Annotated in this window: 15 protein-coding genes, 2 tRNA genes and 4 rRNA genes; 10 read left to right on the top strand and 11 right to left on the bottom strand. The window is 56.9% G+C overall.

The window, feature by feature from the left end; genetic code table 11:
* Positions 1-37 precede the first annotated feature (37 nt).
* Positions 38-403, top strand: a complete 366-nt coding sequence (locus tag ACA055_RS00645; protein WP_497681906.1) for a tryptophan synthase subunit beta — start codon at positions 38-40, stop codon at positions 401-403.
* A 134-nt stretch (positions 404-537) separates the two neighbouring features.
* Here ACA055_RS00645 and ACA055_RS00640 read toward each other — a convergent pair whose 3' ends face one another.
* The 3 genes from ACA055_RS00640 to lapG all read right to left on the bottom strand — a co-directional run bounded on the left by ACA055_RS00640 (position 538) and on the right by lapG (position 3,998).
* Positions 538-855 (bottom strand): DUF6124 family protein, encoded by a 318-nt coding sequence (locus tag ACA055_RS00640; RefSeq protein ID WP_497681905.1) that lies wholly within the window; start codon positions 853-855, stop codon positions 538-540.
* Between the two features lie 489 nt (positions 856-1,344).
* Positions 1,345-3,291 (bottom strand): cyclic di-GMP receptor LapD, encoded by a 1,947-nt coding sequence (lapD, locus tag ACA055_RS00635; RefSeq protein ID WP_497681904.1) that lies wholly within the window; start codon positions 3,289-3,291, stop codon positions 1,345-1,347.
* Between the two features lie 14 nt (positions 3,292-3,305).
* Positions 3,306-3,998 (bottom strand): cysteine protease LapG, encoded by a 693-nt coding sequence (gene lapG, locus ACA055_RS00630; protein ID WP_497681903.1) that lies wholly within the window; start codon positions 3,996-3,998, stop codon positions 3,306-3,308.
* A gap of 220 nt (positions 3,999-4,218) precedes the next feature.
* Between lapG and ACA055_RS00625 the strand changes: the two genes are divergently transcribed.
* The 8 genes from ACA055_RS00625 (at position 4,219) to ACA055_RS00590 (ending at position 15,631) form a co-directional block, all read left to right on the top strand.
* Complete coding sequence (locus ACA055_RS00625) at positions 4,219-4,923, top strand: GntR family transcriptional regulator (protein ID WP_497681902.1); 705 nt, start codon at positions 4,219-4,221, stop codon at positions 4,921-4,923.
* A gap of 758 nt (positions 4,924-5,681) precedes the next feature.
* Positions 5,682-6,458: a DUF3050 domain-containing protein gene (locus ACA055_RS00620; protein WP_497681901.1), complete on the top strand. Its 777-nt coding sequence runs from the start codon at positions 5,682-5,684 to the stop codon at positions 6,456-6,458.
* Positions 6,455-7,384 carry a diiron oxygenase gene (locus tag ACA055_RS00615; RefSeq protein ID WP_497681900.1) on the top strand — a complete coding sequence of 310 codons (930 nt, stop codon included), beginning with the start codon at positions 6,455-6,457 and terminating at the stop codon, positions 7,382-7,384. The genes ACA055_RS00620 and ACA055_RS00615 overlap by 4 nt, the downstream gene beginning before the upstream one ends.
* Positions 7,385-7,397: 13 nt before the next feature.
* Complete coding sequence (locus ACA055_RS00610) at positions 7,398-10,814, top strand: amino acid adenylation domain-containing protein (protein ID WP_497681899.1); 3,417 nt, start codon at positions 7,398-7,400, stop codon at positions 10,812-10,814.
* A 23-nt stretch (positions 10,815-10,837) separates the two neighbouring features.
* On the top strand, positions 10,838-11,305 hold the full coding sequence (locus ACA055_RS00605; protein ID WP_497681898.1) for an SRPBCC family protein: 468 nt from the start codon (positions 10,838-10,840) through the stop codon (positions 11,303-11,305).
* Positions 11,306-11,527: 222 nt separating this feature from the next.
* The gene (locus ACA055_RS00600) at positions 11,528-12,028 is read left to right on the top strand and encodes a sigma-70 family RNA polymerase sigma factor (protein ID WP_497681897.1); all 501 of its coding nucleotides are present in this window, start codon (positions 11,528-11,530) and stop codon (positions 12,026-12,028) included.
* The gene (locus ACA055_RS00595; protein WP_497681896.1) at positions 12,028-13,041 is read left to right on the top strand and encodes a FecR domain-containing protein; all 1,014 of its coding nucleotides are present in this window, start codon (positions 12,028-12,030) and stop codon (positions 13,039-13,041) included. The genes ACA055_RS00600 and ACA055_RS00595 overlap by 1 nt, the downstream gene beginning before the upstream one ends.
* 88 nt (positions 13,042-13,129) lie before the next feature.
* Positions 13,130-15,631, top strand: coding sequence for a TonB-dependent siderophore receptor (locus ACA055_RS00590; RefSeq protein WP_497681895.1), 2,502 nt, complete (start codon positions 13,130-13,132; stop codon positions 15,629-15,631).
* A gap of 163 nt (positions 15,632-15,794) precedes the next feature.
* Here ACA055_RS00590 and rrf (ACA055_RS00585) read toward each other — a convergent pair.
* From rrf (ACA055_RS00585) to ACA055_RS00550, 8 genes are all read right to left on the bottom strand, one after another.
* Positions 15,795-15,910: ribosomal RNA gene (gene rrf, locus ACA055_RS00585) — 5S ribosomal RNA — on the bottom strand.
* Between the two features lie 107 nt (positions 15,911-16,017).
* A 5S ribosomal RNA gene (gene rrf, locus ACA055_RS00580) occupies positions 16,018-16,133 on the bottom strand.
* A 156-nt stretch (positions 16,134-16,289) separates the two neighbouring features.
* Positions 16,290-19,181, bottom strand: a 23S ribosomal RNA gene (locus ACA055_RS00575).
* A gap of 237 nt (positions 19,182-19,418) precedes the next feature.
* Positions 19,419-19,494, bottom strand: a tRNA-Ala gene (locus tag ACA055_RS00570).
* Positions 19,495-19,524: 30 nt separating this feature from the next.
* Positions 19,525-19,601: transfer RNA gene (locus ACA055_RS00565), tRNA-Ile, on the bottom strand.
* Between the two features lie 82 nt (positions 19,602-19,683).
* A 16S ribosomal RNA gene (locus tag ACA055_RS00560) occupies positions 19,684-21,222 on the bottom strand.
* Together the 16S, 23S and 5S rRNA genes with 2 tRNA genes alongside form the textbook arrangement of a ribosomal RNA operon.
* Before the next feature lie 632 nt (positions 21,223-21,854).
* Positions 21,855-23,075 (bottom strand): CaiB/BaiF CoA transferase family protein, encoded by a 1,221-nt coding sequence (locus ACA055_RS00555; protein ID WP_497681894.1) that lies wholly within the window; start codon positions 23,073-23,075, stop codon positions 21,855-21,857.
* Positions 23,076-23,088: 13 nt separating this feature from the next.
* Positions 23,089-24,270 carry an acyl-CoA dehydrogenase gene (locus tag ACA055_RS00550; RefSeq protein ID WP_010465741.1) on the bottom strand — a complete coding sequence of 394 codons (1,182 nt, stop codon included), beginning with the start codon at positions 24,268-24,270 and terminating at the stop codon, positions 23,089-23,091.
* Positions 24,271-24,428: 158 nt separating this feature from the next.
* Here ACA055_RS00550 and ACA055_RS00545 point away from each other — a divergent pair, with 158 nt between their 5' ends.
* Complete coding sequence (locus tag ACA055_RS00545; protein WP_497681893.1) at positions 24,429-25,328, top strand: LysR family transcriptional regulator; 900 nt, start codon at positions 24,429-24,431, stop codon at positions 25,326-25,328.
* Positions 25,329-25,508 lie beyond the last annotated feature (180 nt).

The raw sequence follows: 25,508 nt of genomic DNA, 5'->3' as shown, positions 1-25,508 counted from the left end.
GACAGGATGACGCGGCTCCACTGCTGAGGGATGCTCAATGTTCTACGTGCAACGCAACACAGAAGGCCAACTGACGCGCGTGGAAGCCGAGGCTTACGCCGGGTCCACCGAAATGCTGCCGGCCGAACACCCGGACCTCCAGGACTGGTTTGCCAATAAGGTCATGGCTACAAGCCTCAACCAGCTCAAGCAGATTCAACAACTCAAGCAACTCAAGCAGAGCGACCTGGAGATGATCCGGGTACTCGATGACTTGATCGAAGTACTGATCGACAAAGGCGTCATCCTCGTCACCGACCTGCCAGCCCCCGCGCGGGCCAAACTCATGGACCGGTACCAGGCCCGTGAAGCGTTGGGGGGGTTGAGTCATTTGGTTGATGAGGATGAGGGGGGGTTGATCTGATGCCCTGCCATTTTTGTTGTCTTCGGCGGCGCCTTCGCGAGCAGGCTCGCTCCCACAGTTGACCGGCGGTGGTCTCTGGATTTGTGTACGACACAAAGCCCCTGTGGGAGCGGGCTTGCTCGCGAAGGCAATCTTCAGCTCACCACAGGTTCCCTCTTGAGCAAAGACTGCATCATCTCCGGCGAATCAAGATGATCCAGCGCCCGCTCCACCATCAAATGAACCCCATCGGCCATTCGGCTGAGCGCCAAGGCTATGGATCGACGCGAGCCTTCCACATCGTCGGCCAGGTCCGCGGCGATGGCGCTGATGGAGAGTAAATCTTCGGAGGCGTTGGCCAGGAGGGCTTCGATGTTGATGCCGGGGGAGACGGTGAAGAGATTGCCTTTGTGGGGCTCGGTTTCGGAGGAGGTGCCAGAGTTGTCTGGCGGATTCGGGGTAACTTTGAACATTTTAAGATTCCTAAACAGTAGTTGAAGGAGCCGTCACCGTTCGCTTGCACGCGAATAGGGTGGCGGCCGTGCGCAGGTGTGCAAGACCGGGACTGTTTAGGACACCCAGCAGATCCGAGGATCTCCTGCGCGCAGCCGCCATAAAGCAGCGAGCATCGAAATGCTCATTGATAGAAATGGCAGTACGCAACTAAACAGTTTGGTCGGACTTGCACGTCCGTGTCACCGTTTTTTCAGTGACAAAGCCAGACTAGCCTCAGGTCTGGACTCGAACAAGTTCACCAACATCGATACAACTTGAAGGAAATCTCCTAGGACCATTCGGGTGTGTAATCCGCTAATGTCACCGTCGTTTGCTATGACGCCTTCGCGAGCAAGCCCGCTCCCACATTGGATATTCAGCGAATACAGAATTTGTACACGACCGAAATCCAATGTGGAGCGGGCTTGCTCGCTAAGGCGCCAGTGCAAACAACGCAACTCAAAGCCCTACTCCCAGGCCTTGGGCTCCCCAAACAACCGCCCCTGAACCCCATACACCCCCATCTCGCGAATCACCGACAACTCCCCCTCAGTCTCGACCCGCTCCGCAATCAACGGCAGATCAATGCTGTGCGCTGCCCGCTGAATCGCCTCGATGAACAAACGCTTGTCGCTCTCCTGATCAATCGCGCGGATGTAACTGCCATCGATCTTCAAATACGCCAACCCCAGCCGCGCCAGGTTGCCGATCATGCTGAACCGCCCGCCAAAGTGCTGCAGGCTCAGGGAGAACCCGAGTTCACGCAATCGTCGCGTCAGCGCTTCCAGCACCGCTTGTTCAGGCAGTTGCTCCTCTCCGATTTCCAGGGTCAATCGCGGCCCCAGATCGGAATGCACGCGCAAAATCTCGAAGACTTTACTCAATGCCTGCGGATCGGCCAGCGTCGCCGAAGACAGGTTCAGCGCCAGGGACTCTTCGTGCTCAGCCATCTGCTCAAGCACCCGCTCCAACATCAGACGGTCCAGCCGCGCGGTCCAGCCAAAACGCTCGAGCCACGGCAGGAAGCGCCCGGCGGGAATGGTCTGGCCCTCGTCGTCGATCAAGCGCGAAAGCACTTTGTAGTGCAGCACCAACTGCGTGTCTTGCGTCGCCACCACCGGTTGGAAATACAACGCGAAACGCTGCTGATTCAACGCCCGATCGAGCAAGCTGTGCCAGGCATGATGGTCATCGCCGACACTGGTCGATGCACTGTGATCCAGACAGACCCAGCTCGAATCTCCCTGGCCTTCGGCCTGAGCCAATGCCTGATCCGCCAGCCCGAGCACTGCTTGTGGTGAGTCGCCATGAACAAACGGCGCCAGCCCGATCGACGCCACCGAGGCTACATCAGTGGCGCCGGTCGCATGCAGGCTGACCAAGGCGCTGTCGAGATTGTGCGCCAGTTGCAGCGCTTCTTCGCGCACCAGCCCTGGCGCCAGCACAGCAAATTCGCCGCCACGAATCCGCGTGACGAGGTTCAGTGTTTCCGGGTACCTGGCGCATTCGCGTGACAGTTGTGCGCCGACCGCCTTGAGCAATTCATCGGTGTGCTGGCCGCCCAGACGCTGATTTAGTCCGGCCAGATCCCTGACCCGCAGCAACAACAAATAACCGGAACTGGCCTGCTCCGGATTGCTCACCCGGGCGTTCAATTGCATCTCGAAATAGCGCCGGTTGGCCAGGCCCGTGAGTTGGTCCTGATAGGACTCGGCCCGCAGTTTTTCACTGCGCTCGGCCTGCTCCTGAAACAGCGCCTTGAGCTTCTCGACCATCTGGTTCATGGCCTGCACCACGCGGCGCAATTCAGGTGTGCGCGGCAGGTCTGGCAGGCTGAGAAACTCCCGACGGGCAATGGCGTGGGATTGCTGGACCATGTAGTCCAGCGGTTTCAATTGCCGGCGCAGCAACAACGCGCCCAATGCCGCGCTCACCGCGCCGCAGAGCAGCAACCAACCCAGGCTGCCCAACGCGCTCTGCCAAAGCTTGGCCAACGCAAACATCGGATGGCTGACCACCTCGACCCGCGCAGCCTGCTCCCAGCCTCGACTGACGATCGCATCGCCGCCGGCGGGTTCGAGGCCGATCAGTTTGACGAACCAGTCCGGCACATTGCTCACGGCGGGAATGCCGCTGCGCTCGACAATTGTCTTGTCGTTGGCCAGATCGACTACGCGGATGCTTGCGTAATATCCGCTGTCGAAGATCGAGCTGACCAGCAACTCGACCATCGCCGGGTCGTCGATGTTCGGCGTCAGGGACAGCGCCAGCGCCGTCGCAGCGTCCTGGGCGTGGGAGCGCAACTGGTTGACGTACTGGGTGCGCGAGCTCTCCAGGCTGACCATGAAGCTGCCGGTGAAGGCGACCACCAGGAACAGACAGATAGCGATCAACAGCTGTTTGAACAAAGACATCTGAGCGCGTGCTCCTAGTTAGTCGTCTCGACCGGGAAACCTTCTGCCTGCATTTTCTTCAGCACGTCCTGCCAACGGGAAAGTCGTTTGGTGTCGCCGACCTTCTTGTTGCCCTTGGCACCCGGTAACCACAACCCTTCGGCATTGAAAGCGTAGACCGGCAGCAGATCGGTTCGTTGGCTGGCGGGCTGGATGACGTCGACCAGGCTGTCGAGGACCAGCGGCATGGCCTCCGGGCTTGAATAGTAGGTCAACACCATGTGCGCGCGGTTCAGGCGCAATGCCTTGACGTAGGTGATACGCAATTTGTTACTGGAAACACCGAGATGGCGCAGGCTGAAATACTTGGCGATGGCGTAGTCTTCGCAGTCGCCGGCGCCCTTCCACAACGCTTCGATGGGGGTTTCCCAGTAGTCGACCGCGTGCCACAGGTCGACGTCCTCTTCATAGCGCATCTGTTTGTTGAAGAACCGGTTGACCACGTTGAGCTGCTCCAGCTCGCCGACCTGCTTTTGCGTGGTCAACAAATGCTGCCACGCATCGATGCGCTGCTGACCTTCGCCCAAAGGCCCGTACAATGCCTGCGCCCGGCGACTGATCAGGGAAAAATCCCAGTCGGCGTGCAGACCGCCCAGCATGACGCCGGCCAGCAGCAGCGCGCAGCCTAGCCAGCGCAAAGTCCGAAGGGTCGCGAAACGTACCGCCAATGCAAGGCATCCAGGGTAGGCAGGTGGAAGTCGGGTGATGGTGGAGCTTAGCCCGGTAAAAGACAATGGCACGGTGAGATCAGCGCCGACACGCTAAACTTTGAAGTGACAGGTTGCTGAAAAGGGGTGGCGATCTTCTACACGGTTTGACAAGTTGTATAGCAATAACTAGTGTCAATTTGGATCCAATCTTTATCACAGTCAATCAGGGTGCGTTGTAGTGACACAGAAGCCCAACCCTCTTAGTAGTATCAAGGTCAACGGGCCGATTCCCGCTCACCTGGCACGTTCGGTGATCGAAGAGACCCTGCGTGCGGCCATTCTCGACGGTCGTATCCCGTGCGGCACCGCCCTTCGCCAACAAGACCTGGCCGACCTGTTCGGTGTCAGCCGCATGCCGGTCCGTGAAGCCTTGCGTCAGCTCGAAGCGCAATCACTGCTCAACGTGGTCGCCCACAAAGGTGCGGTAGTCGCACCGCTGGTTCAGGGCGATGCCGTCGAAACCTACGCGCTGCGGATCCTGTTGGAATCCGAAGCCCTGCGCCTGTCGATTCCCTTGCTCACCATCGCGGACTTTGAACAGGCTGCCCGCTACATCGACGAGCTGGAAACGGAACAGAACTACACCGAGATTGGCCGGCTCAATCGCCTCTTCCACATGTCGCTTTACTGCAAGGCACCCAACCGCCGGCTCTTGAAACTGGTGGAAGACGGGTTGACCGAAGAAGAGCGCTTCCTGCGCTTCAACCTGGAAGCCATGGGCCTGGGCAAGCTGTCCCAGGAAGATCACCGGGCGCTGTTGCGGGCCGCAGAAGAGCGGGACGTCGAACGCACCGTGAAGATGCTCGAAAATCACCTCAATCGGGGTGTCGAGGTCATCACGCGTTACCTCAACAGCCCTGAGGCGCAGAGCAAAAAAGCCTGATTTAGTCCGCAGCGAGCTGCCTGAACGAGCCGATCGGACGGCTCGTGCTCGCTTGCCAGGATGTCGAGCGCTTCGTCCCTGAATCGCTCGACGAATACTCTCCTTACAAATCCCCTTTTGCTCACGCCGCACCGGTGCAGTGGTTCCACGCACCCGCTTTAAAGCCTTGCCTGCGACGCTCCCTCCTCAAGCCCAAAAATTGCACTGACTGGATAACCCGTCGTGATAGCGGCTGCCTTGAATTACGCTCACTCTTGGGTTGCCAACGAATAATGAACGGGCGACGCACCGCCTAAACGGCGCAGTCCTCGCACCAAGAACCAACGGAAGGAGTCTTGCCACGGGAAAGGAAGAATCGGCGTCACTCCCGGCCAACTTCCACCCCTCAGATCACCTCAACGATTCCAGTTAGAAAGTTGCTTCGAGTGAGGCATTCACTCTTTATTCCGATTCTGACTTATATAAGCCGGAAGGAGTAACTACACCCAAATAAAACTTCAAACAAAAGTCTTATTGAAACTTGTCGCATCTGAAAAAGTGAAACTTCAAATAATATAAAAATAACTTGCCCGATACTTTATTCGTGTATTAGCTTTTCTCCGTCGCCAGCAAACACTGGCCGCCAGGCCGTAATCAAGAGACTTGCATACAACTAACGCAGATCAATTCGTTTGGGGCATCCGCTCGCCGACAGAAAACTTTAACCCGCAGTTACTGATTGATCGCACCTCATTCCAGATCAACTTATAGGTTCGCCCATGACATCGACTAAAGACCGTCTTGATCAGAAAAAAGCAGAACTTGGCGCTCACCCGATCTTCCGCGAAATTCATTCGCTGTCGGTACTGCAACGCTTCATGGAATCCCACGTTTTTGCGGTGTGGGATTTCATGTCGCTGACCAAGCGCCTGCAACAGGAACTAACTTGCGTCCAGCTGCCCTGGTTGCCACCGCAAGATCCGCAGGCGGCTCGGTTGATCAACGAAATCGTGCTCGGTGAAGAGTCCGATGACCGCCCCGCTCACGGTCATTACAGTCATTTCGAGTTATACCTGGATGCGATGCGCGAAGTCGGCGCAAGCACCGTCGCTGTCGAACGCTTCGTCGACCTGCAAAAAGAGGGCGTGAGTTACGACGTGGCGTTGCAAAGCGTGGACGTCGACCCGGCGGCCGCGCAGTTCGTGCGCCACACCTTGCACACTGCGCTGCATGCGCCGGGGCACAGCGTGGCGGCGGCATTTCTGCATGGTCGCGAGAGCGTCATCCCGCAGATGTTCCAGCGCATTCTCGATGACTGGGGCATCGGCATCGAACAGGCGCCGACCTTCCGTTACTACCTCGAGCGGCACATCGAAGTCGACTCCGAAGACCACGGCCCGGCCGCCGAAAAACTCCTCGCAAGGCTGGTCGATGGCGATCCGCAGCGCGAAGAGGACGTCTACGCCAGCGCCCTCGCCGCCGTGGAAAGCCGCATCGCCCTGTGGGACGGCCTGCGCCTGAGCATGAGCGAACCTGTCGCCGAGGTGAACGCATGAACGCCGCCGACTACCAATCCTTCGCCGACGCCTGGGAGAGCCGCGCGACCATCCGCACCCGCCCGCGCCGGGTGCTGGAAAACGACGACAAACTGATCTACCCCTTGAGCCGCCAACCGCTGGTGCTGAGCGAAACCTTCCTGCGCGAATGCCCCGGGCAACGCGATTTCGCCCTGGTGCAGACGCTCTACAAGTTCATCAACGACGTGGTGATTTTCGAAACCGAGATCGTCGACAAGACCGCCCGCAGCATCGCCAAGAACCGCTTCGCCGTAGCCTTCCCGTTCGCCTGCCGTTACGACGCCATGACCGTGGTGGTGGACGAGGATTACCACGCGTTGGTGGCCATGGATTTCATGCAGCAGACCATCGCCATGACCGGCATCACGCCCATCGAATTGCCAGATGAAATCGAACTGAGTCGAGCGATTCCTGCCGCCGTGGCGCTCGCGCCGGAACGCCTGCGCAGCGCCGTGGAGTTGATCTGCGTGGCCATCGCCGAAAACACCGTCACTGGGGATGTCGCGGCGTTCGCCAAGGACGACACGGTCAAGCAATCGATCAAGGGCTTGATGGCCGATCACTTGCTGGACGAGGGCCGTCACTCAGGTTTCTGGGCGCGGCTGGTGCGCATCTATTGGCACACCGCGAGCGAAGACGATCGCCAATGCATTGCGCAAATCCTGCCGGTATTCATCGGCCATTACCTGACCAACGACATCCAGAAGTCCTTCGACTTCCGATTGATCGAGTCCTTGCAGATCAACGATGCGGCACGTCGCGCACTCAAGAACGAAGTGGCGGGGCTGGCCTTCCCGATTAATCGCCATCACCCGCTGGTCGCCAACATCGTGCGGTTTTTCCGCAGCAGTTCGCTGCTCGATTCGCCGTGCGTGCAAGGCGCCCTGAGCGACTACCTGGTTTAACGAGGAGCACATCATGAGACGTCTCGACATTCTGCTCATTGGACAAAGCCAGGCCCTGACCGACCTGGCGCAGGAACTCGAACAACACGGACATTCACTGAGGCGTCTGACGACTTTCGACGAGCACCCGCCGAGCAACGCCGATTTGCTGATCGACGACGCCAGTCTGCCGTTTCTCGATTCAGGAAATACACCGCGGCTGACATTGCGACTCGGTGTGGGTGTGCCGGGCGCTTGTGGCCTGCCGTCGCTGGACCTCCTGTGTTTGTACGGTTCGACGCTGCTCACTCGCGTGCCGATCGCCGACGAAGCTTCGGGCAACGGCCAGGCGCTGCGTCTGCGCGCAGTGGCGGAACTGGTGGACCACGTGGCGCTGCTGGTCAGCCGCTTCTCGCGAGACACCGAATATTTTCTGCTTGCCGAGCCGGCAGCTCTGGCTCATTTCGAACGCGTGGAAACGCTGCTGTTTTTAGAGCGCCTGGCTTTCGTCCACACGCTCAATACAACGACTGAACCCCGGTTGCTGCAACTCGGGCAGATCCCGTTGATCGAGCGCCTTGAGCAACGCTTCATCCAGTCCGCCGACCACCCGGCGCTGAACATTGACGGCACGTCCCTCACCTATCGCCAACTGCACACCCACAGCCGCGCCATTCAGCAACGCTTGCAACCATTGCTGGATCAGCATCAAGGGACTTTGGTAGTCGGAATTTGCCTGCCCAAATGCAGCGCGCTGTATGAAGGGATTCTGGCGATTCTCGGCAGCGGCGCGGTGTACTTGCCGCTGGAACCGAGCCACCCGATGCAACGTCAGCACTACATCCTGTCGAATGCCGGGGCGGTGTTGCTGCTGCATGACGGGCACCATCCGCTTGCGGCCGAGATGCCCGGACTGGACATTTGCAGCATCGACTTTGACGACGTGGACCTTGATCAACCGTTGATGCGCCAGCAACCCGATCTCGACGCGCCGTGCATGGCGCTCTACACGTCGGGCACCACCGGCCACCCCAAAGGCGTGCTGCTCAGCCAGGCCAACCTCGCCCACTTCAGCGCGTGGTACGCCGATTATGTGCAGCTAACCGAGCAGAGTCGGGCATTGCAGTTTTCGTCGTTGAGTTTCGACTCGTCGCTGATCGATATTTTCCCAACCCTGCTCCAGGGCGCCGAGCTGATCGTGCCCAGCGATGATCAGCGGCGCGATCCGTTGCAACTGGTGGCGCTGATCCGGCACCAACAACTCAGCCACGCTTTTTTACCGCCGGCACTGCTGAGCATCCTGCCGCTCGATCAATTGCAATGCCTGGATCACGTGATGACCGGCGGCGACGTCTGTGAGCCTTACGTCATCGAGCAACTGACTCGCCAAGGCAATCTCTACAACCTCTACGGGCCCACCGAAGCCACGGTGCTGATCACTGCGCGACGTCTTCAGGCCGGTGACAGCAATCGGACTCTGGGTGCACCGATTGCCAACAGTCAGGTGCTGATTCTCGATGAGGATTTTCAACCGGTCACCGAGCAGACGGTCGGCGAGTTGTACATCCTCGGGCCGGGCGTTTGCCTGGGTTACCTGAACAACCCGCAGCAGACCGCCGAACGCTATCTGACCCTGAACCTGCCGAATGACCAGAGCCTGCGCGCCTATCGCACCGGTGACATGGCGAAGTGGACTGCCGACGGACTCGAACTGTGCGGGCGCCGGGACAATCAGGTGAAGATTCGCGGCTTTCGGGTCGAGCCGGAAGAGATCGAGCGCTGCCTGCGCGACAGCCAGTTGTATCGTCAGGTGGCGGTGGTCATCGATAGCCATCGCCGGATTCTGGCCTTCCTCGCTCAACCTCAAGAGAACCAAACCGGCGCCGCCCGCGAAGCCTTGAAAGCCCACGCGATGCAGTTTTTGCCGGACTACATGCAACCCACCGCCTGGACCGAACTGGCGAGCATGCCGTTCGCCAGCAACGGCAAGGTCGATCGCAAAGCGCTACTTGAACTGCCCGTCAGCGTGACCGAAAACCACCCACGGCGTTTGCCCGCCAGTGCCGATGAAGCGCTGTTGCTGGAGATCTGGGCCGAGCTGCTGGAGCTGCCGGCCAGCGACATTTCCACCGACGAAAGCTTCTTCAATCTGGGCGGTCACTCGATCCTGCTGTCGCGCATGCTCCTGCGGTTGCGCGAAGAATTCGGTCGCAGCATCTCGATCAACCGCTTCATCGAACTGCCCACCATTACGAAACTGGCAACGCTGGTTCGCGGCTCCGGCACGGAAGAAGTGCTGAGCGAACAGGCCATGGCCGATGCCTTTCGCGAACTGGATGTGCGACCGTTGCCGGTCAGCCGCATGGGCGATGTACACAAGGTGATCGTCACCGGCGCCAACAGTTTTGTCGGTGTGCATATCGTCGAAGCGCTGCTGGCCTGGGGTGCCAGTGAAGTTGCCTGCCTGGTGCGCGATGGCGACGGGCAAACCGCGGCTGAGCGCTTCACTCACGCGTTACGTGAGAACCGTCTGGAGCACCTGGACCTGAGCCGGGTGCGGGTATACGCGGCGGACATCACACGCCCGTCATTGGGGCTCGAAATGGATGTTTACGAGCGCCTGGATCACGAGTTCGGCGCGCTGGTACACAACGCAGCCAACGTTAATCACGTGCTCGATTACGAGTCGCTGGCCCGTGACAACGTTGAGCCGATTTTCGAATGCCTGCGCTTGTGCGAAGGGCGCAGCAAAAAGATCTTCAACTTCGTCTCGACGCTGTCGGCGTCCAGCACGATTTCCGCCGATGGCCGAGTGCTTGAACTGCCCGCCGCGCAGACCCCGCCGATCTACATCAAGAACGGCTACAACCTGTCCAAGTGGGTGGGCGAACGGGTCCTCGAGCGGGCGCGTGAGCATGGGGTTCGGGTCAATATCTATCGCCCCGGCAATATCAGTTTCAACAGTCTCACGGGTGTCTGCCAGCCCCACAAGAATCGCTTGATGCTGATGCTCAAAGGGTCGATCCAGCTCGGCCAGGTGCCGGAATTCGCGCTGAATTTCGACCTGATGCCGGTGGATTTTCTGGCCCGTTTCATCGCCTTCCATGCCAGCCGCTATCAGCCTGAAAAAGCGGTGTTCAACCTGCACAACCCCGAGCCCTTGAGCTGGGACGCCTACGTGGCGTCATTCCGCGAGGCCGGCCGGCAGTTTTCCATGGTCAGTGTCGCTGACTGGCAGCAGCAACTGGGCCGGGTCGACAGCGACAACGCGCTGTTCGGCGTGCTGGGTTTCTACCTCAACGGCTTCGAGGAAGACATCGGCGACATCTCGATGATCGGCCACGACAACGCCCAGGCCGGCGTGCGGCAGATGGGCGCGCACTACCCGGAAAAATCCCCGGCGCTGCTGCGTCGCGGCTGCGACTACCTCAAAGAAATCAACTTCATCTGATTCACCCACAACGGAGCAAGACCATGAGCACTCTGCAACCCGATACCCTGATCAAAAACCCTCAAGGCTGCCACGTCGTTTCTTCGGTGCAAGTACCGGCCGACGCCTCGCGAGTCTGGGCCGTGGTCGGCAACTTTGCCGGCTTCGACAAATTCATCCCGGCGTTGTCGCACATCGAAATGACCGGCGAGGGCGTGGCGTCCCTGCGCAAGAAATTCTTCAAGGACGGCAACCTGGTGGTTGAACAGCTCAACTCCCGGGATGACCACGCGCTGAGCATGACCTGGACCACGATTTACAACACGTTGGGCGTGGCCAACTTGTGGGCGGCAATGAATGTTGAAGCGCTGGGTGCGGGCAAGTCCCGGGCGACCTGGACCATCATCGCCGAACCGGCACAGGGCGGGGCCGAAGCATTGCCGGGGTTCAAGGATTTCGTGCAGGGGTTTGCCGATGATGCGATGAACAATGTGCTGAAGCTGTTCGCGTAGGACTTTTATTTAGCGGTGACTGATACACCATTCGCGAGCAAGCCCGCTCCCACACTCGGTCTGCGAACACAGGTCAAATGTGGGAGCGGGCTTGCTCGCGAAAAACGATAACTCGGTCTATCAGGCAGAACCCGACGATTGTTCGGACGGCAGTTGCAAATTCCCCAGCCCTTGATGACAATGCGACTAATTATCATTTGTGACGTCCAGGCTGTTGCGTTCATGTCCCTTCCTGAGTTTGCAGTACAGGCGCTTTACAGTAGCCATCACGGTTGGCTCAACACGTGGCTGCGCGCTCGACTGGGCAATGCCGCCGATGCGGCTGACCTGGCCCAGGACACCTTTGTCCGTCTGCTGCAAAGAACCGAACGCCTGGAACTCAAGGCTCCCCGGGCCTTTTTGCGAACCATCGCTCGCGGACTGGTGATCGATCATTGGCGGCGTGAAGAAATCGAACGCGCGTACCTGGAAACCATCGCCCATCTGCCCCAGGCGCAAACCCCAAGTGCCGAAGCCCGGGCCCTGGTGCTTGAGTTGCTGGAAAGCATCGCCCGCATGCTTGAAGGACTGAAGCCGAAAGTGCGTCAGGCGTTTCTGCTGGCGCAGTGCGAAGGGCTCACCCACAAACAGATTGCCGAACAAATGGGACTGTCCCTGCGTTCCGTGGAGCGCTATGTGGCCGATGCGTTGTATCACTGCTACGTGCTGCGGTATGAAGCGTGATGCCTGTGGATAACTCGTCGCTGAATCGACGCAGCGAACCGCATCAACAAGTGGTCAAACAGGCCATTCACTGGCTGCTGCGCCTGCGTAACAACTCGGCCAATTCCCGGCTGCGTCACCAGTGTGAAGTGTGGCGGGCGGAACACCGTGAACACGAACTTGCCTGGCAACGAGTGCAGTCGCTACAAGCCGAGTTGAGCAGCGATCTGCGGGCGGTCCCCGGCGCCCAAGTGGCCTTCAATACGCTGGAAAACAGCGCCCGGGGCCTGGGGCGACGTCAAGCGTTGAAACTGCTTTCCGGCGCGCTGCTGGTCGGGTCGGCGGCATGGTTGGGCAAGGATACGGTGGGCTGGCAACAGTGGACCGCCGACTTCGCTACCGCTACCGGCGAGCGACGCGGCTTCCAATTGCCGGATGGCACGCGCCTGGAACTCAATACCGCCAGCGCAGTGGATCTGGATTACACCCCGCAGCAGCGGCTGATCAAACTGACTCGCGGCGAGATCATCGTGACCTGCGGCGGTAGCGATGAAGGATCTTCGTTTGATCGACCGTTGAGTGTGAAAAGTCGCCACGGTGTGTATGAAGCCGTGGGCGCACGATTCATCCTTCGTCAGGACGCTGACTGCACGCGACTCAGTGTCACCAGCGGCATCGTCGCGATCCATTCGCCGCCGGCCGCTGACGGTGCGTCGATTCGGGTAGAGGCCGGGCAGAGTTATGTGATCAATCACAACCAGGCGAAGTTGGCACCGCCGCTGAACATGGACGCCGGAGCCTGGGTCGATGGCCTGATTGTCACCCGCAACATGCGCCTGGGGGATTTCCTCAATGAAGTCGCACGCTACCGGCACGGTTATCTGACGTGCTCAGCGGATATTGCCGACTTGCGGCTGTCCGGTGTTTTCCGTCTCGAAAACACCGACAGGCTGTTGGCCATCCTGCCGCAAACCCTGCCGGTGCAACTGCGCTATCGCACGCGCTGGTGGGTAACGCTGGAGCGCCAGGTCTGAATTATTTTTGGCGGGTTTTCCGTGCACGCCCGGCTTAGTCAGTAAGCACTTCAGCCCTGACTTCAGCGACTTCCTACGGAAACCTACAATGACTGTGCGCGCCATCAGTAAGAACCCTCTTCATTTCTCCGCGGATTCAGGCGTCTTGCGCCACGCCGTTCGCGCCGCGCTGTTTTCGACCGCACTGGGTGTAGGCGTGATGCCGGCACTGAGCGTAGCGGCAGAAGGCAGCGAGGTCAGCAGCCACCGCTACAACATTGCCGCCGGCCCCTTGAGCGATGTGCTCAACCAATTTGCGCGTCAGGCCGGCATCACCCTGTCGACGACACCGGCACAAACCCAGGGACGTCAGTCTCCTGGCGTGCAGGGCGAATACTCGGCGGATCAAGCCTTGAGCCACTTGTTGAGCGGCTCGGGGCTGGAGGCCGTCAGTCAGGATGGGTCCAGCTATGTGCTGCGCCCTGCCGCTGGAGCCGAAGCGCTGGCACTGCCTGCTACCGACATCAAAGGTTTTGCCCTCGGCAACGCGTTAGGTAGCATGGACGGCTACAACGCGACGCACAGCCAGATCGCGACCAAAACCAGTACAGCTCTGTTGGAAACTTCGCAAAGCGTATCCGTGGTTACTCGTGAGCAGATGGACGACCAGGGTTCGCAAACCGTCTCCCAGGCTATGCGCTATACCCCCGGGGTGCTGACCAACCCTTACGGTGCGACACACCGCTATGACTATGTGGCGATGCGTGGCTTCAACGACGGCTCGGTGGATAACATCTATCTGGACGGTCTGAAGTCCATGGGGGATAGCGGCACCTACAGCACCATGCAGGTGGACCCGTATTTCCTCGAGCGTGTCGATATTCTCAAAGGGCCGTCATCGGTGCTCTACGGTCGAAGTTCACCCGGAGGGCTGGTGGCATTGACCAGCAAGAAGCCGCTGTACGAGCCCTATCACCAGGTTCAAGCCACGGCGGGGTCCCAAGGACAGCGCGGCATGGGTTTTGACTTCAGCGGCCCGGTGGATGACGACAAACGCATTGCCTATCGCCTGACAGGCTTGGCGGATCAGTCCGACACACAGTTCGACCACAACAAGGAAAAACGCTTCGCGTTGGCACCGACGGTGAGCATCGACTTCACCGAGGATACTTCGCTGACCCTGCAGGCTTATCTGCAACACGATCCGGACGCCGGTTATCACGGCGGCGTGCCGGCTGACGGCACCATCCACCAACGTAATGGCAATCGGATCTCGCCACACTTCTTTGAGGGCGAACCGAGTATTGATGGTTTTCAGCGCGATCAGCAGTCCTTCGGCTATCAATTCGAGCATCGCTTCAACGATGTCTTCACCGCACGGCAGAACTTCCGTTATCTCGACTCCAAGGTGAAGATCGATCAGGTCTATGCCTATGGCTGGACCACACCCACCAGTAACGAGTTGAACCGTTACTACACCGGTGGCGACGAAAAACTTCATGCGTTCATCGTCGATAACATGCTCCAAGCGGAATTCTTCACCGGCGCCACCAAGCACACCGTGCTGATGGGCGCTGATTACCAGCGGCGCAAGACCGTAGTCGACTGGACTGCCGGCGGCCTTGCGCCGATTGATGCGTTCAACCCGGTCTATGGAAATTCTGATATCGAGTTCTACAGTCCAACCAGCTATCTGCGTCGACTGGAACAGACCGGTGTGTACCTGCAAGACTTGATCGAGATGGATAAGTGGCGTTTCTCCCTCGGTCTGCGCCAGGACTGGGTCGAAACATCCGATGAGAACCGGCTGGCTGAAACGGGGCGTCCACAGGGCACTGAAATCAGTGATAAGCGCACCAAGCTGACCGGCCGTGCCGGCGCGCTGTACTTGTTCGATAACGGCATCGCGCCCTACATCAGCTATTCCGAGTCGTTCAACCCGAACTCCTACTCGGACAGTGCCGGTAACCCTCTGGCCCCCACCGATGGTAAGCAATGGGAGGTTGGCTTGAAGTACCAGCCACCGGGCACTGACAACTTATTCACTGCATCGTTGTTCCGCATCGATCAGGAGAATCTGGCGACCAAACTGCCACAGGAAAACTTCTATCGGGCCGTAGGCGCTGTGCGCTCTCAAGGACTGGAACTGGAAGCGCACATGCAGCTAACCGCCAACCTCAAAGTACTCGGCAGCTACACCTTCACTGACATTGAATACTCGAAGTCAATGATCAGTACCTTGAGCACAGCCACTGACGTGATCGAGAACAAGGGCAACTCACCGACCCAGGCACCACGGCACATGGCTTCGGTCTGGGCTGACTACAAATTCGACAGCGCGGCACTTGATGGTCTGCGATTGGGCGGTGGCGTGCGTTATGTCGGCTATAGCTGGGCCGATGCGGAAAACACCATGAAGGTGCCGTCTTACACATTGTTTGACGCGTCTGTCGGCTATGACCTGGGCAAGGTTGGTTTGAAGGGCGTTGACGTACGTCTTAACGCGAACAACCTGACAAACGAGTCCTACGTCGCCTCTTGTGCCAGCCTGAACTTCTGCTATTTGGGCGAAGAGCGTAACGTCGCTGCCACGGTGAGTTACCAGTTCTAATCGCTCGTCACTTCTACAAAAAAGCCAGCACCTGAATCCAGGTGCTGGCTTTTTTGTTTGTGCGGGATAATTTCGTTGGTTTGTATGGCGTTATTGAGCTTTGAGCGAGCCCGGAACGACAAAACCCCTGTCTGCGTTAGCAGACAGGGGTTTCGGAATTCAATCTTGACGATGACCTACTCTCACATGGGGAAACCCCACACTACCATCGGCGATGCATCGTTTCACTGCTGAGTTCGGGATGGGATCAGGTGGTTCCAATGCTCTATGGTCGTCAAGAAATTCTGTGACCAGCCCGTTACAGCGGTAACGTGCCAGCAAAATTGGTGACTTCTACTAAAACAAAACCCCTACCTGCATACGCAGATAGGGGTTTCGGAATTTAATCTTGACGATGACCTACTCTCACATGGGGAAACCCCACACTACCATCGGCGATGCATCGTTTCACTGCTGAGTTCGGGATGGGATCAGGTGGTTCCAATGCTCTATGGTCGTCAAGAAATTCGGGAGCCAGGTCGTGGGCCTTTGCAGGTTCACGCTCCAGCGAATGGGTATGCGATAGTTTGTGTGTTTGTTTCTCGAACTTTCGGTTCGTTTCGTCTTCACACACCGCAATCTGGTGCCCTTTCAGGCCAACAAATTGCTTGGGTGTTATATGGTCAAGCCTCACGGGCAATTAGTATTGGTTAGCTCAACGCCTCACAGCGCTTACACACCCAACCTATCAACGTCGTAGTCTTCGACGGCCCTTCAGGGGACTCAAGGTCCCAGTGAGATCTCATCTTGAGGCTAGTTTCCCGCTTAGATGCTTTCAGCGGTTATCTATTCCGAACATAGCTACCCGGCAATGCCACTGGCGTGACAACCGGAACACCAGAGGTTCGTCCACTCCGGTCCTCTCGTACTAGGAGCAGCCCCTCTCAAATCTCAAACGTCCACGGCAGATAGGGACCGAACTGTCTCACGACGTTCTAAACCCAGCTCGCGTACCACTTTAAATGGCGAACAGCCATACCCTTGGGACCGGCTTCAGCCCCAGGATGTGATGAGCCGACATCGAGGTGCCAAACACCGCCGTCGATATGAACTCTTGGGCGGTATCAGCCTGTTATCCCCGGAGTACCTTTTATCCGTTGAGCGATGGCCCTTCCATACAGAACCACCGGATCACTAAGACCTACTTTCGTACCTGCTCGACGTGTCTGTCTCGCAGTCAAGCGCGCTTTTGCCTTTATACTCTACGACCGATTTCCGACCGGTCTGAGCGCACCTTCGTACTCCTCCGTTACTCTTTAGGAGGAGACCGCCCCAGTCAAACTACCCACCATACACTGTCCTCGATCCGGATAACGGACCTGAGTTAGAACCTCAAAGTTGCCAGGGTGGTATTTCAAGGTTGGCTCCACGCGAACTGGCGTCCACGCTTCAAAGCCTCCCACCTATCCTACACAAGCAAATTCAAAGTCCAGTGCAAAGCTATAGTAAAGGTTCACGGGGTCTTTCCGTCTAGCCGCGGATACACTGCATCTTCACAGCGATTTCAATTTCACTGAGTCTCGGGTGGAGACAGCGCCGCCATCGTTACGCCATTCGTGCAGGTCGGAACTTACCCGACAAGGAATTTCGCTACCTTAGGACCGTTATAGTTACGGCCGCCGTTTACCGGGGCTTCGATCAAGAGCTTCGCGTTAGCTAACCCCATCAATTAACCTTCCGGCACCGGGCAGGCGTCACACCCTATACGTCCACTTTCGTGTTTGCAGAGTGCTGTGTTTTTAATAAACAGTCGCAGCGGCCTGGTATCTTCGACCGGCATGAGCTTACGGAGCAAGTCCTTCACCCTCACCGGCGCACCTTCTCCCGAAGTTACGGTGCCATTTTGCCTAGTTCCTTCACCCGAGTTCTCTCAAGCGCCTTGGTATTCTCTACCCAACCACCTGTGTCGGTTTGGGGTACGGTTCCTGGTTACCTGAAGCTTAGAAGCTTTTCTTGGAAGCATGGCATCAACCACTTCGTGTTCTAAAAGAACACTCGTCATCAGCTCTCGGCCTTAGAATCCCGGATTTACCTAAGATTCCAGCCTACCACCTTAAACTTGGACAACCAACGCCAAGCTGGCCTAGCCTTCTCCGTCCCTCCATCGCAATAACCAGAAGTACAGGAATATTAACCTGTTTTCCATCGACTACGCTTTTCAGCCTCGCCTTAGGGACCGACTAACCCTGCGTCGATTAACGTTGCGCAGGAAACCTTGGTCTTTCGGCGTGGGTGTTTTTCACACCCATTGTCGTTACTCATGTCAGCATTCGCACTTCTGATACCTCCAGCAAGCTTCTCAACTCACCTTCACAGGCTTACAGAACGCTCCTCTACCGCATCACCTAAGTGATACCCGTAGCTTCGGTGTATGGTTTGAGCCCCGTTACATCTTCCGCGCAGGCCGACTCGACTAGTGAGCTATTACGCTTTCTTTAAAGGGTGGCTGCTTCTAAGCCAACCTCCTAGCTGTCTAAGCCTTCCCACATCGTTTCCCACTTAACCATAACTTTGGGACCTTAGCTGACGGTCTGGGTTGTTTCCCTTTTCACGACGGACGTTAGCACCCGCCGTGTGTCTCCCATGCTCGGCACTTGTAGGTATTCGGAGTTTGCATCGGTTTGGTAAGTCGGGATGACCCCCTAGCCGAAACAGTGCTCTACCCCCTACAGTGATACATGAGGCGCTACCTAAATAGCTTTCGAGGAGAACCAGCTATCTCCGAGCTTGATTAGCCTTTCACTCCGATCCACAGGTCATCCGCTAACTTTTCAACGGTAGTCGGTTCGGTCCTCCAGTTAGTGTTACCCAACCTTCAACCTGCCCATGGATAGATCGCCCGGTTTCGGGTCTATTCCCAGCGACTAGACGCCCTATTAAGACTCGCTTTCGCTACGCCTCCCCTATTCGGTTAAGCTCGCCACTGAAAATAAGTCGCTGACCCATTATACAAAAGGTACGCAGTCACCCAACAAAGTGGGCTCCCACTGCTTGTACGCATACGGTTTCAGGATCTATTTCACTCCCCTCTCCGGGGTTCTTTTCGCCTTTCCCTCACGGTACTAGTTCACTATCGGTCAGTCAGTAGTATTTAGCCTTGGAGGATGGTCCCCCCATATTCAGACAAAGTTTCTCGTGCTCCGTCCTACTCGATTTCATGACCAAGAGATTTTCGCGTACAGGGCTATCACCCACTATGGCCGCACTTTCCAGAGCGTTCCGCTAATCTCAAAGCCACTTAAGGGCTAGTCCCCGTTCGCTCGCCACTACTAAGGGAATCTCGGTTGATTTCTTTTCCTCAGGGTACTTAGATGTTTCAGTTCCCCTGGTTCGCTTCTTAAGCCTATGTATTCAGCTTAAGATACCTAACTTATGTTAGGTGGGTTCCCCCATTCAGACATCTCCGGATCAAAGTCTGTTTGCCGACTCCCCGAAGCTTTTCGCAGGCTACCACGTCTTTCATCGCCTCTGACTGCCAAGGCATCCACCGTATGCGCTTCTTCACTTGACCATATAACCCCAAGCAATCTGGTTATACTGTGAAGACGACATTCGCCGAAAATTCGCGATTAAACTCACAAATTTTACCTTAGCCTGATCCGTTACCAGTGAAAGTAACGTTCAGTCTATCTTTCTATCACATACCCAAATTTTTAAAGAACGATCTAATCAAAGACTAGAAATCAACATTTAACCTTCACTCGAAGGAAATGCTCATTTCTAAGCTCTACGTGTCAGAAGCAGTTAGTGGTGGAGCCAAACGGGATCGAACCGTTGACCTCCTGCGTGCAAGGCAGGCGCTCTCCCAGCTGAGCTATGGCCCCGTATTTCTACAGGCGTTTCCCACACAAAATTGGTGGGTCTGGGCAGATTCGAACTGCCGACCTCACCCTTATCAGGGGTGCGCTCTAACCAACTGAGCTACAGACCCAATTTCGGGCTGCTTCTTATCGTCTTCTTCAATGAATCAAGCAATTCGTGTGGGAACTTATGGAGCAGCTGATGTCGTCGATTAAGGAGGTGATCCAGCCGCAGGTTCCCCTACGGCTACCTTGTTACGACTTCACCCCAGTCATGAATCACACCGTGGTAACCGTCCCCCCGAAGGTTAGACTAGCTACTTCTGGTGCAACCCACTCCCATGGTGTGACGGGCGGTGTGTACAAGGCCCGGGAACGTATTCACCGCGACATTCTGATTCGCGATTACTAGCGATTCCGACTTCACGCAGTCGAGTTGCAGACTGCGATCCGGACTACGATCGGTTTTGTGGGATTAGCTCCACCTCGCGGCTTGGCAACCCTCTGTACCGACCATTGTAGCACGTGTGTAGCCCAGGCCGTAAGGGCCATGATGACTTGACGTCATCCCCACCTTCCTCCGGTTTGTCACCGGCAGTCTCCTTAGAGTGCCCACCATTACGTGCTGGTAACTAAGGACAAGGGTTGCGCTCGTTACGGGACTTAACCCAACATCTCACGACACGAGCTGACGACAGCCATGCAGCACCTGTCTCAATGTTCCCGAAGGCACCAATCCATCTCTGGAAAGTTCATTGGATGTCAAGGCCTGGTAAGGTTCTTCGCGTTGCTTCGAATTAAACCACATGCTCCACCGCTTGTGCGGGCCCCCGTCAATTCATTTGAGTTTTAACCTTGCGGCCGTACTCCCCAGGCGGTCAACTTAATGCGTTAGCTGCGCCACTAAGAGCTCAAGGCTCCCAACGGCTAGTTGACATCGTTTACGGCGTGGACTACCAGGGTATCTAATCCTGTTTGCTCCCCACGCTTTCGCACCTCAGTGTCAGTATCAGTCCAGGTGGTCGCCTTCGCCACTGGTGTTCCTTCCTATATCTACGCATTTCACCGCTACACAGGAAATTCCACCACCCTCTACCATACTCTAGCTCGACAGTTTTGAATGCAGTTCCCAGGTTGAGCCCGGGGATTTCACATCCAACTTAACGAACCACCTACGCGCGCTTTACGCCCAGTAATTCCGATTAACGCTTGCACCCTCTGTATTACCGCGGCTGCTGGCACAGAGTTAGCCGGTGCTTATTCTGTCGGTAACGTCAAAACAGATACGTATTAGGTAACTGCCCTTCCTCCCAACTTAAAGTGCTTTACAATCCGAAGACCTTCTTCACACACGCGGCATGGCTGGATCAGGCTTTCGCCCATTGTCCAATATTCCCCACTGCTGCCTCCCGTAGGAGTCTGGACCGTGTCTCAGTTCCAGTGTGACTGATCATCCTCTCAGACCAGTTACGGATCGTCGCCTTGGTGAGCCATTACCTCACCAACTAGCTAATCCGACCTAGGCTCATCTGATAGCGCAAGGCCCGAAGGTCCCCTGCTTTCTCCCGTAGGACGTATGCGGTATTAGCGTCCGTTTCCGAGCGTTATCCCCCACTACCAGGCAGATTCCTAGGCATTACTCACCCGTCCGCCGCTCGCCACCAGGTACAAGTACCCGTGCTGCCGCTCGACTTGCATGTGTTAGGCCTGCCGCCAGCGTTCAATCTGAGCCATGATCAAACTCTTCAGTTCAAACATCTTTGGGTTTTTAAGAAACCCTAAACTTGGCTCAGCAATCGTTGGTTACATCTTTGATTTCTCGCGGAGTAACTTGTGATGCTGATAATCTTGTTGACTATCAGTCTGACTCCACAAGCACCCACACGAATTGCTTGATTCAGTTGTTAAAGAGCGGTTGGTTAAGATCTTTCGTCTCAACCGAGGCGCGCATTCTACAGCAGCCTCTGTTGCTGTCAAGCGGTTATTTTCCGAAGTTTTCAAAGTTTCCTCTGCAACTTCAACCACTTGCGCTTTCGATCTCTCGTTAGCGGGAGGCGAATTCTACAGCGTTACTCGCTGCTGTCAACACCTCTTTTTCACCGCTGTCGACCGAGAAGATCGAACCGTCAAAAGAGCCACACAACCCTGCTCTTTCAACTCCTTCCAGGCTTCGATGACCTGAAGCAACTCGCTGTCGAAAACTGCGTAACTCTTTGTTTACCAAGGAGTTTTCCGTTTCGACTGCGCCGGAAGTGGGGCGAATTATAGACGTCCAGAATCTGCCGTCAACCGTTAATTACGCTTTTCTATCAATAACTTTCAGGAGGCTTGAAAACCCCTCCATATAGAAGCGACGAACCACGCTCTCTATATAGAAGGAACCTTCAGAGAACCCCGGCTTCCTTGAGAGCAGCCACCGCGCAAGCATCCAGACCCAACACTCGCTGAAGAACGTCCAGCGTATGCTCGCCCAACAAAGGAGGTGCATTACGATATTCCACAGGCGTCTCGGACAGACGAATCGGGCTCGCCACCTGCGGCACCATACCGGCCAGCACATGGGGCAGCTCGATTGCCAGCCCACGCGCCTTGACCTGAGGATCGGCAAACACCTGCGCCAGATCATTGATCGGCCCACATGGCACACCCGCCTGCTCAAGCTGCGCCACCCACTCGGCAGTCGTCTTGAACACCGTTGCCTGGCGGATCAGCGGAATCAACTCCGCACGATTAGCCACCCGCAGCTTGTTAGTGGCAAAACGCGGATCATCCGCCCACTGAGGCTGCCCGGCCACCTCCGCAAATTTGCGAAACTGCCCGTCATTACCCACGGTAAGGATGAAGTCGCCATCCGCCGTAGGAAAGTCCTGATAAGGCACGATGTTCGGGTGAGCATTGCCCAAGCGTTTGGGAGCATTGCCTGTAGTCAGATAGTTCATCGCCTGGTTGGCAAGACAAGCCACCTGAACATCCAGCAGTGCCATATCAATATGTTGCCCGCCACCGTCATGATCCCGATGCGCAAGCGCTGCCAGGATCGCAACAGTGGAATAGAGCCCGGTCAAAATGTCCGTCAGCGCTACACCGACTTTTACCGGTCCAGCCCCCTCATCGCCTTCAGGTCGTCCCGTCAGGCTCATCAGACCGCCCAACCCCTGGATCATGAAGTCATAACCCGCGCGCTTGGCGTAAGGACCGGTCTGACCAAACCCGGTGATCGAGCAATAGATCAGGTTCGGATTGATCGCCTTCAGCGTCTCATAGTCCAGCCCGTAAGCCGCCAGACCACCAACCTTGAAATTCTCGATCAGGATGTCTGATTTTGCCGCCAACTCACGCACCAGCTTCTGACCCTCTGGGCGCGTGAAGTCGATCGTCACCGATTGCTTGTTGCGATTGGCGGACAAGTAATACGCCGCCTCACTGGTGTTCTCGCCATAAGCGTCTTTAAGGAAAGGAGGGCCCCAGGCGCGCGTGTCATCGCCATTCCCCGGGCGCTCGACCTTGATCACTTCGGCGCCGAGGTCAGCAAGAATCTGCCCGGCCCATGGCCCGGCCAGCACCCGCGATAAATCCAGTACCCGTAGATGCGAAAGCGCGCCCATGGCCGTTCTCCTATTAATAGAACGCCTGGATGCCGGTCTGCGCGCGACCCAGGATCAGCGCATGGACGTCATGCGTACCTTCATAGGTATTCACCACTTCCAGGTTGACCAGGTGACGAGCCACACCGAATTCATCAGAGATGCCGTTGCCACCCAGCATGTCCCGCGCCATGCGAGCGATATCCAGGGACTTGCCGCAGGAGTTACGCTTCATCATCGAAGTGATCTCGACCGCCGCAGTGCCTTCATCTTTCATTCGCCCCAGTCGCAGGCAGCCTTGCAGCGCCAGGGTGATTTCAGTCTGCATGTCGGCCAGTTTCTTCTGGATCAGCTGAGTGGCGGCCAACGGACGACCGAACTGCTGACGATCCAGGGTGTACTGGCGAGCGGTGTGCCAGCAGAACTCGGCAGCGCCCAGTGCGCCCCAGGAAATGCCGTAGCGTGCCGAGTTGAGGCAGGTAAAAGGACCTTTCAAACCACGGACGTCGGGGAAGATGTTTTCCTCAGGGACAAACACGTTGTCCATGACGATTTCGCCGGTAATGGAGGCACGCAGACCAACCTTGCCGTGAATCGCCGGAGCGCTCAGGCCTTTCCAGCCTTTTTCCAGAACGAAACCACGGATGTCGCCCGCATCGTCCTTGCCCCACACCACGAACACATCGGCGATCGGGCTGTTAGTGATCCACATCTTGCTGCCGGTAAGGCTGTAGCCGCCTTCCACTTTGCGGGCACGCGTAATCATCGCGCCCGGGTCAGAACCATGGTTAGGCTCTGTAAGACCGAAGCAGCCGATCCATTCGCCCGAGGCCAGTTTCGGCAGGTACTTCTGCTTTTGGGCTTCGGTACCGAATTCGTTGATCGGCACCATGACCAGCGACGACTGCACACTCATCATCGAGCGATAGCCTGAGTCGACACGCTCGACTTCACGGGCGATCAGGCCGTAGCTGACGTAATTCAGGCCGCTGCCACCGTATTGCTCGGGAATGGTCGCGCCCAACAGGCCAACTTCGCCCATCTCGCGGAAGATCGCCGGATCGGTCTTTTCATGGCGGAAAGCTTCGAGAACGCGCGGAGCGAGCTTCTGCTGAGCGAATTGCTCGGCGGTGTCGCGGATCATGCGTTCTTCTTCGGTGAGCTGTTGATCCAGCAGCAGGGGATCGATCCAGTTGAAGCTAGCTTTACCGCCCATGAGTGAGTCCTCTCGAATCGGGTCAAATTAACGTGGGTTGATCCTAGGCCGGGTTCGACCGCACGGCAAACGAGGATTTTGCATACTGTTGTGCTAATTTCTCACTCCGAAACGTCGCGAAACAGCTTTTATGCGATGCATTAGTGAGGTTGACGTACATGCGCAGAAAGATCCCAAGCACAACCGCCCTGATCAGCTTCGAAGCCGCGGCTCGCCACGAGAGCTTCACCAAAGCTGCCCAAGAGCTTTCGCTGACCCAAGGGGCTATTTGCCGACAGATCGCCAGCCTTGAGGAGTTCCTCGGTGTGGAACTGTTCCGACGCTCGCGGCGCGGCGTCAAGCTGACGGAAGCCGGACTTTCCTACAGTCGCCGGGTGGCCACCCAACTCGATGCGGTTGAACGGGACACTTTGTCAGTGATGGGCCAGCAAGGCGCCAACGTAATCGAACTGGCAGTGGTTCCAACCTTCGGCACTCAGTGGCTGCTGCCCCGCCTCAAGGACTTCCAGCAAAAACACCCGGAAGTGACGGTCAACCTGACCAACCGTACGCGCCCCTTCCTGTTTGCCGACACCGACTTCGATGCAGCTATCTACTTCGGCGACGCTGATTGGTCGGGTACCGAATCCCACAGGTTGATGGGTGAAAATCCCATGCCGGTGTGCAGCCCCAACCTACTGGGTAAAAGGACAAACCTGACACCCAATGAAATCGCCGAATTACCGCTACTGCAACAGACCACTCGACCCTATGCCTGGCGCCAATGGTTCAACTCCCAGAACCTAAATATCCCGCGTGACATGACAGGACCGCGCTACGAGCTATTCTCCATGCTTGCCCAAGCGGCCATGCACGACATGGGCATTGCATTGATTCCGCCATTCCTGATTCAGCGCGAACTGGCTGAGAAGCGCCTGGTGATCGCCAACCCTCAGGCACTCTCAAGCATTAAGGCCTATTACCTGATGATTCCTGAGCGAAAGGTTGAATCGGCGTCATTAAGGGCATTTCGCGATTGGCTGGTCACTCAGGCACAAAGCTACAGCCTAGAAGGATAAAGGCCTAGAGCGATTAATTGACCCCGTAGTCAGCAAAATAAAAACCCTACAGATATAAATATTTGTCGCATATCGGCAAACTGTATTCGCAAGCAGTACAAACGTCCCACAAGTGCCTGAGTACGTGGCCTTGAGCCTCTATTTGGAGGCGATAACACTTCATTCACGGTACGGATGTAT

Source organism: Pseudomonas sp. LBUM1657 (assembly GCF_059716075.1).
Note: the sequence above shows the minus strand (reverse complement) of the source record. Positions and strands in the feature narration are given on the sequence as shown.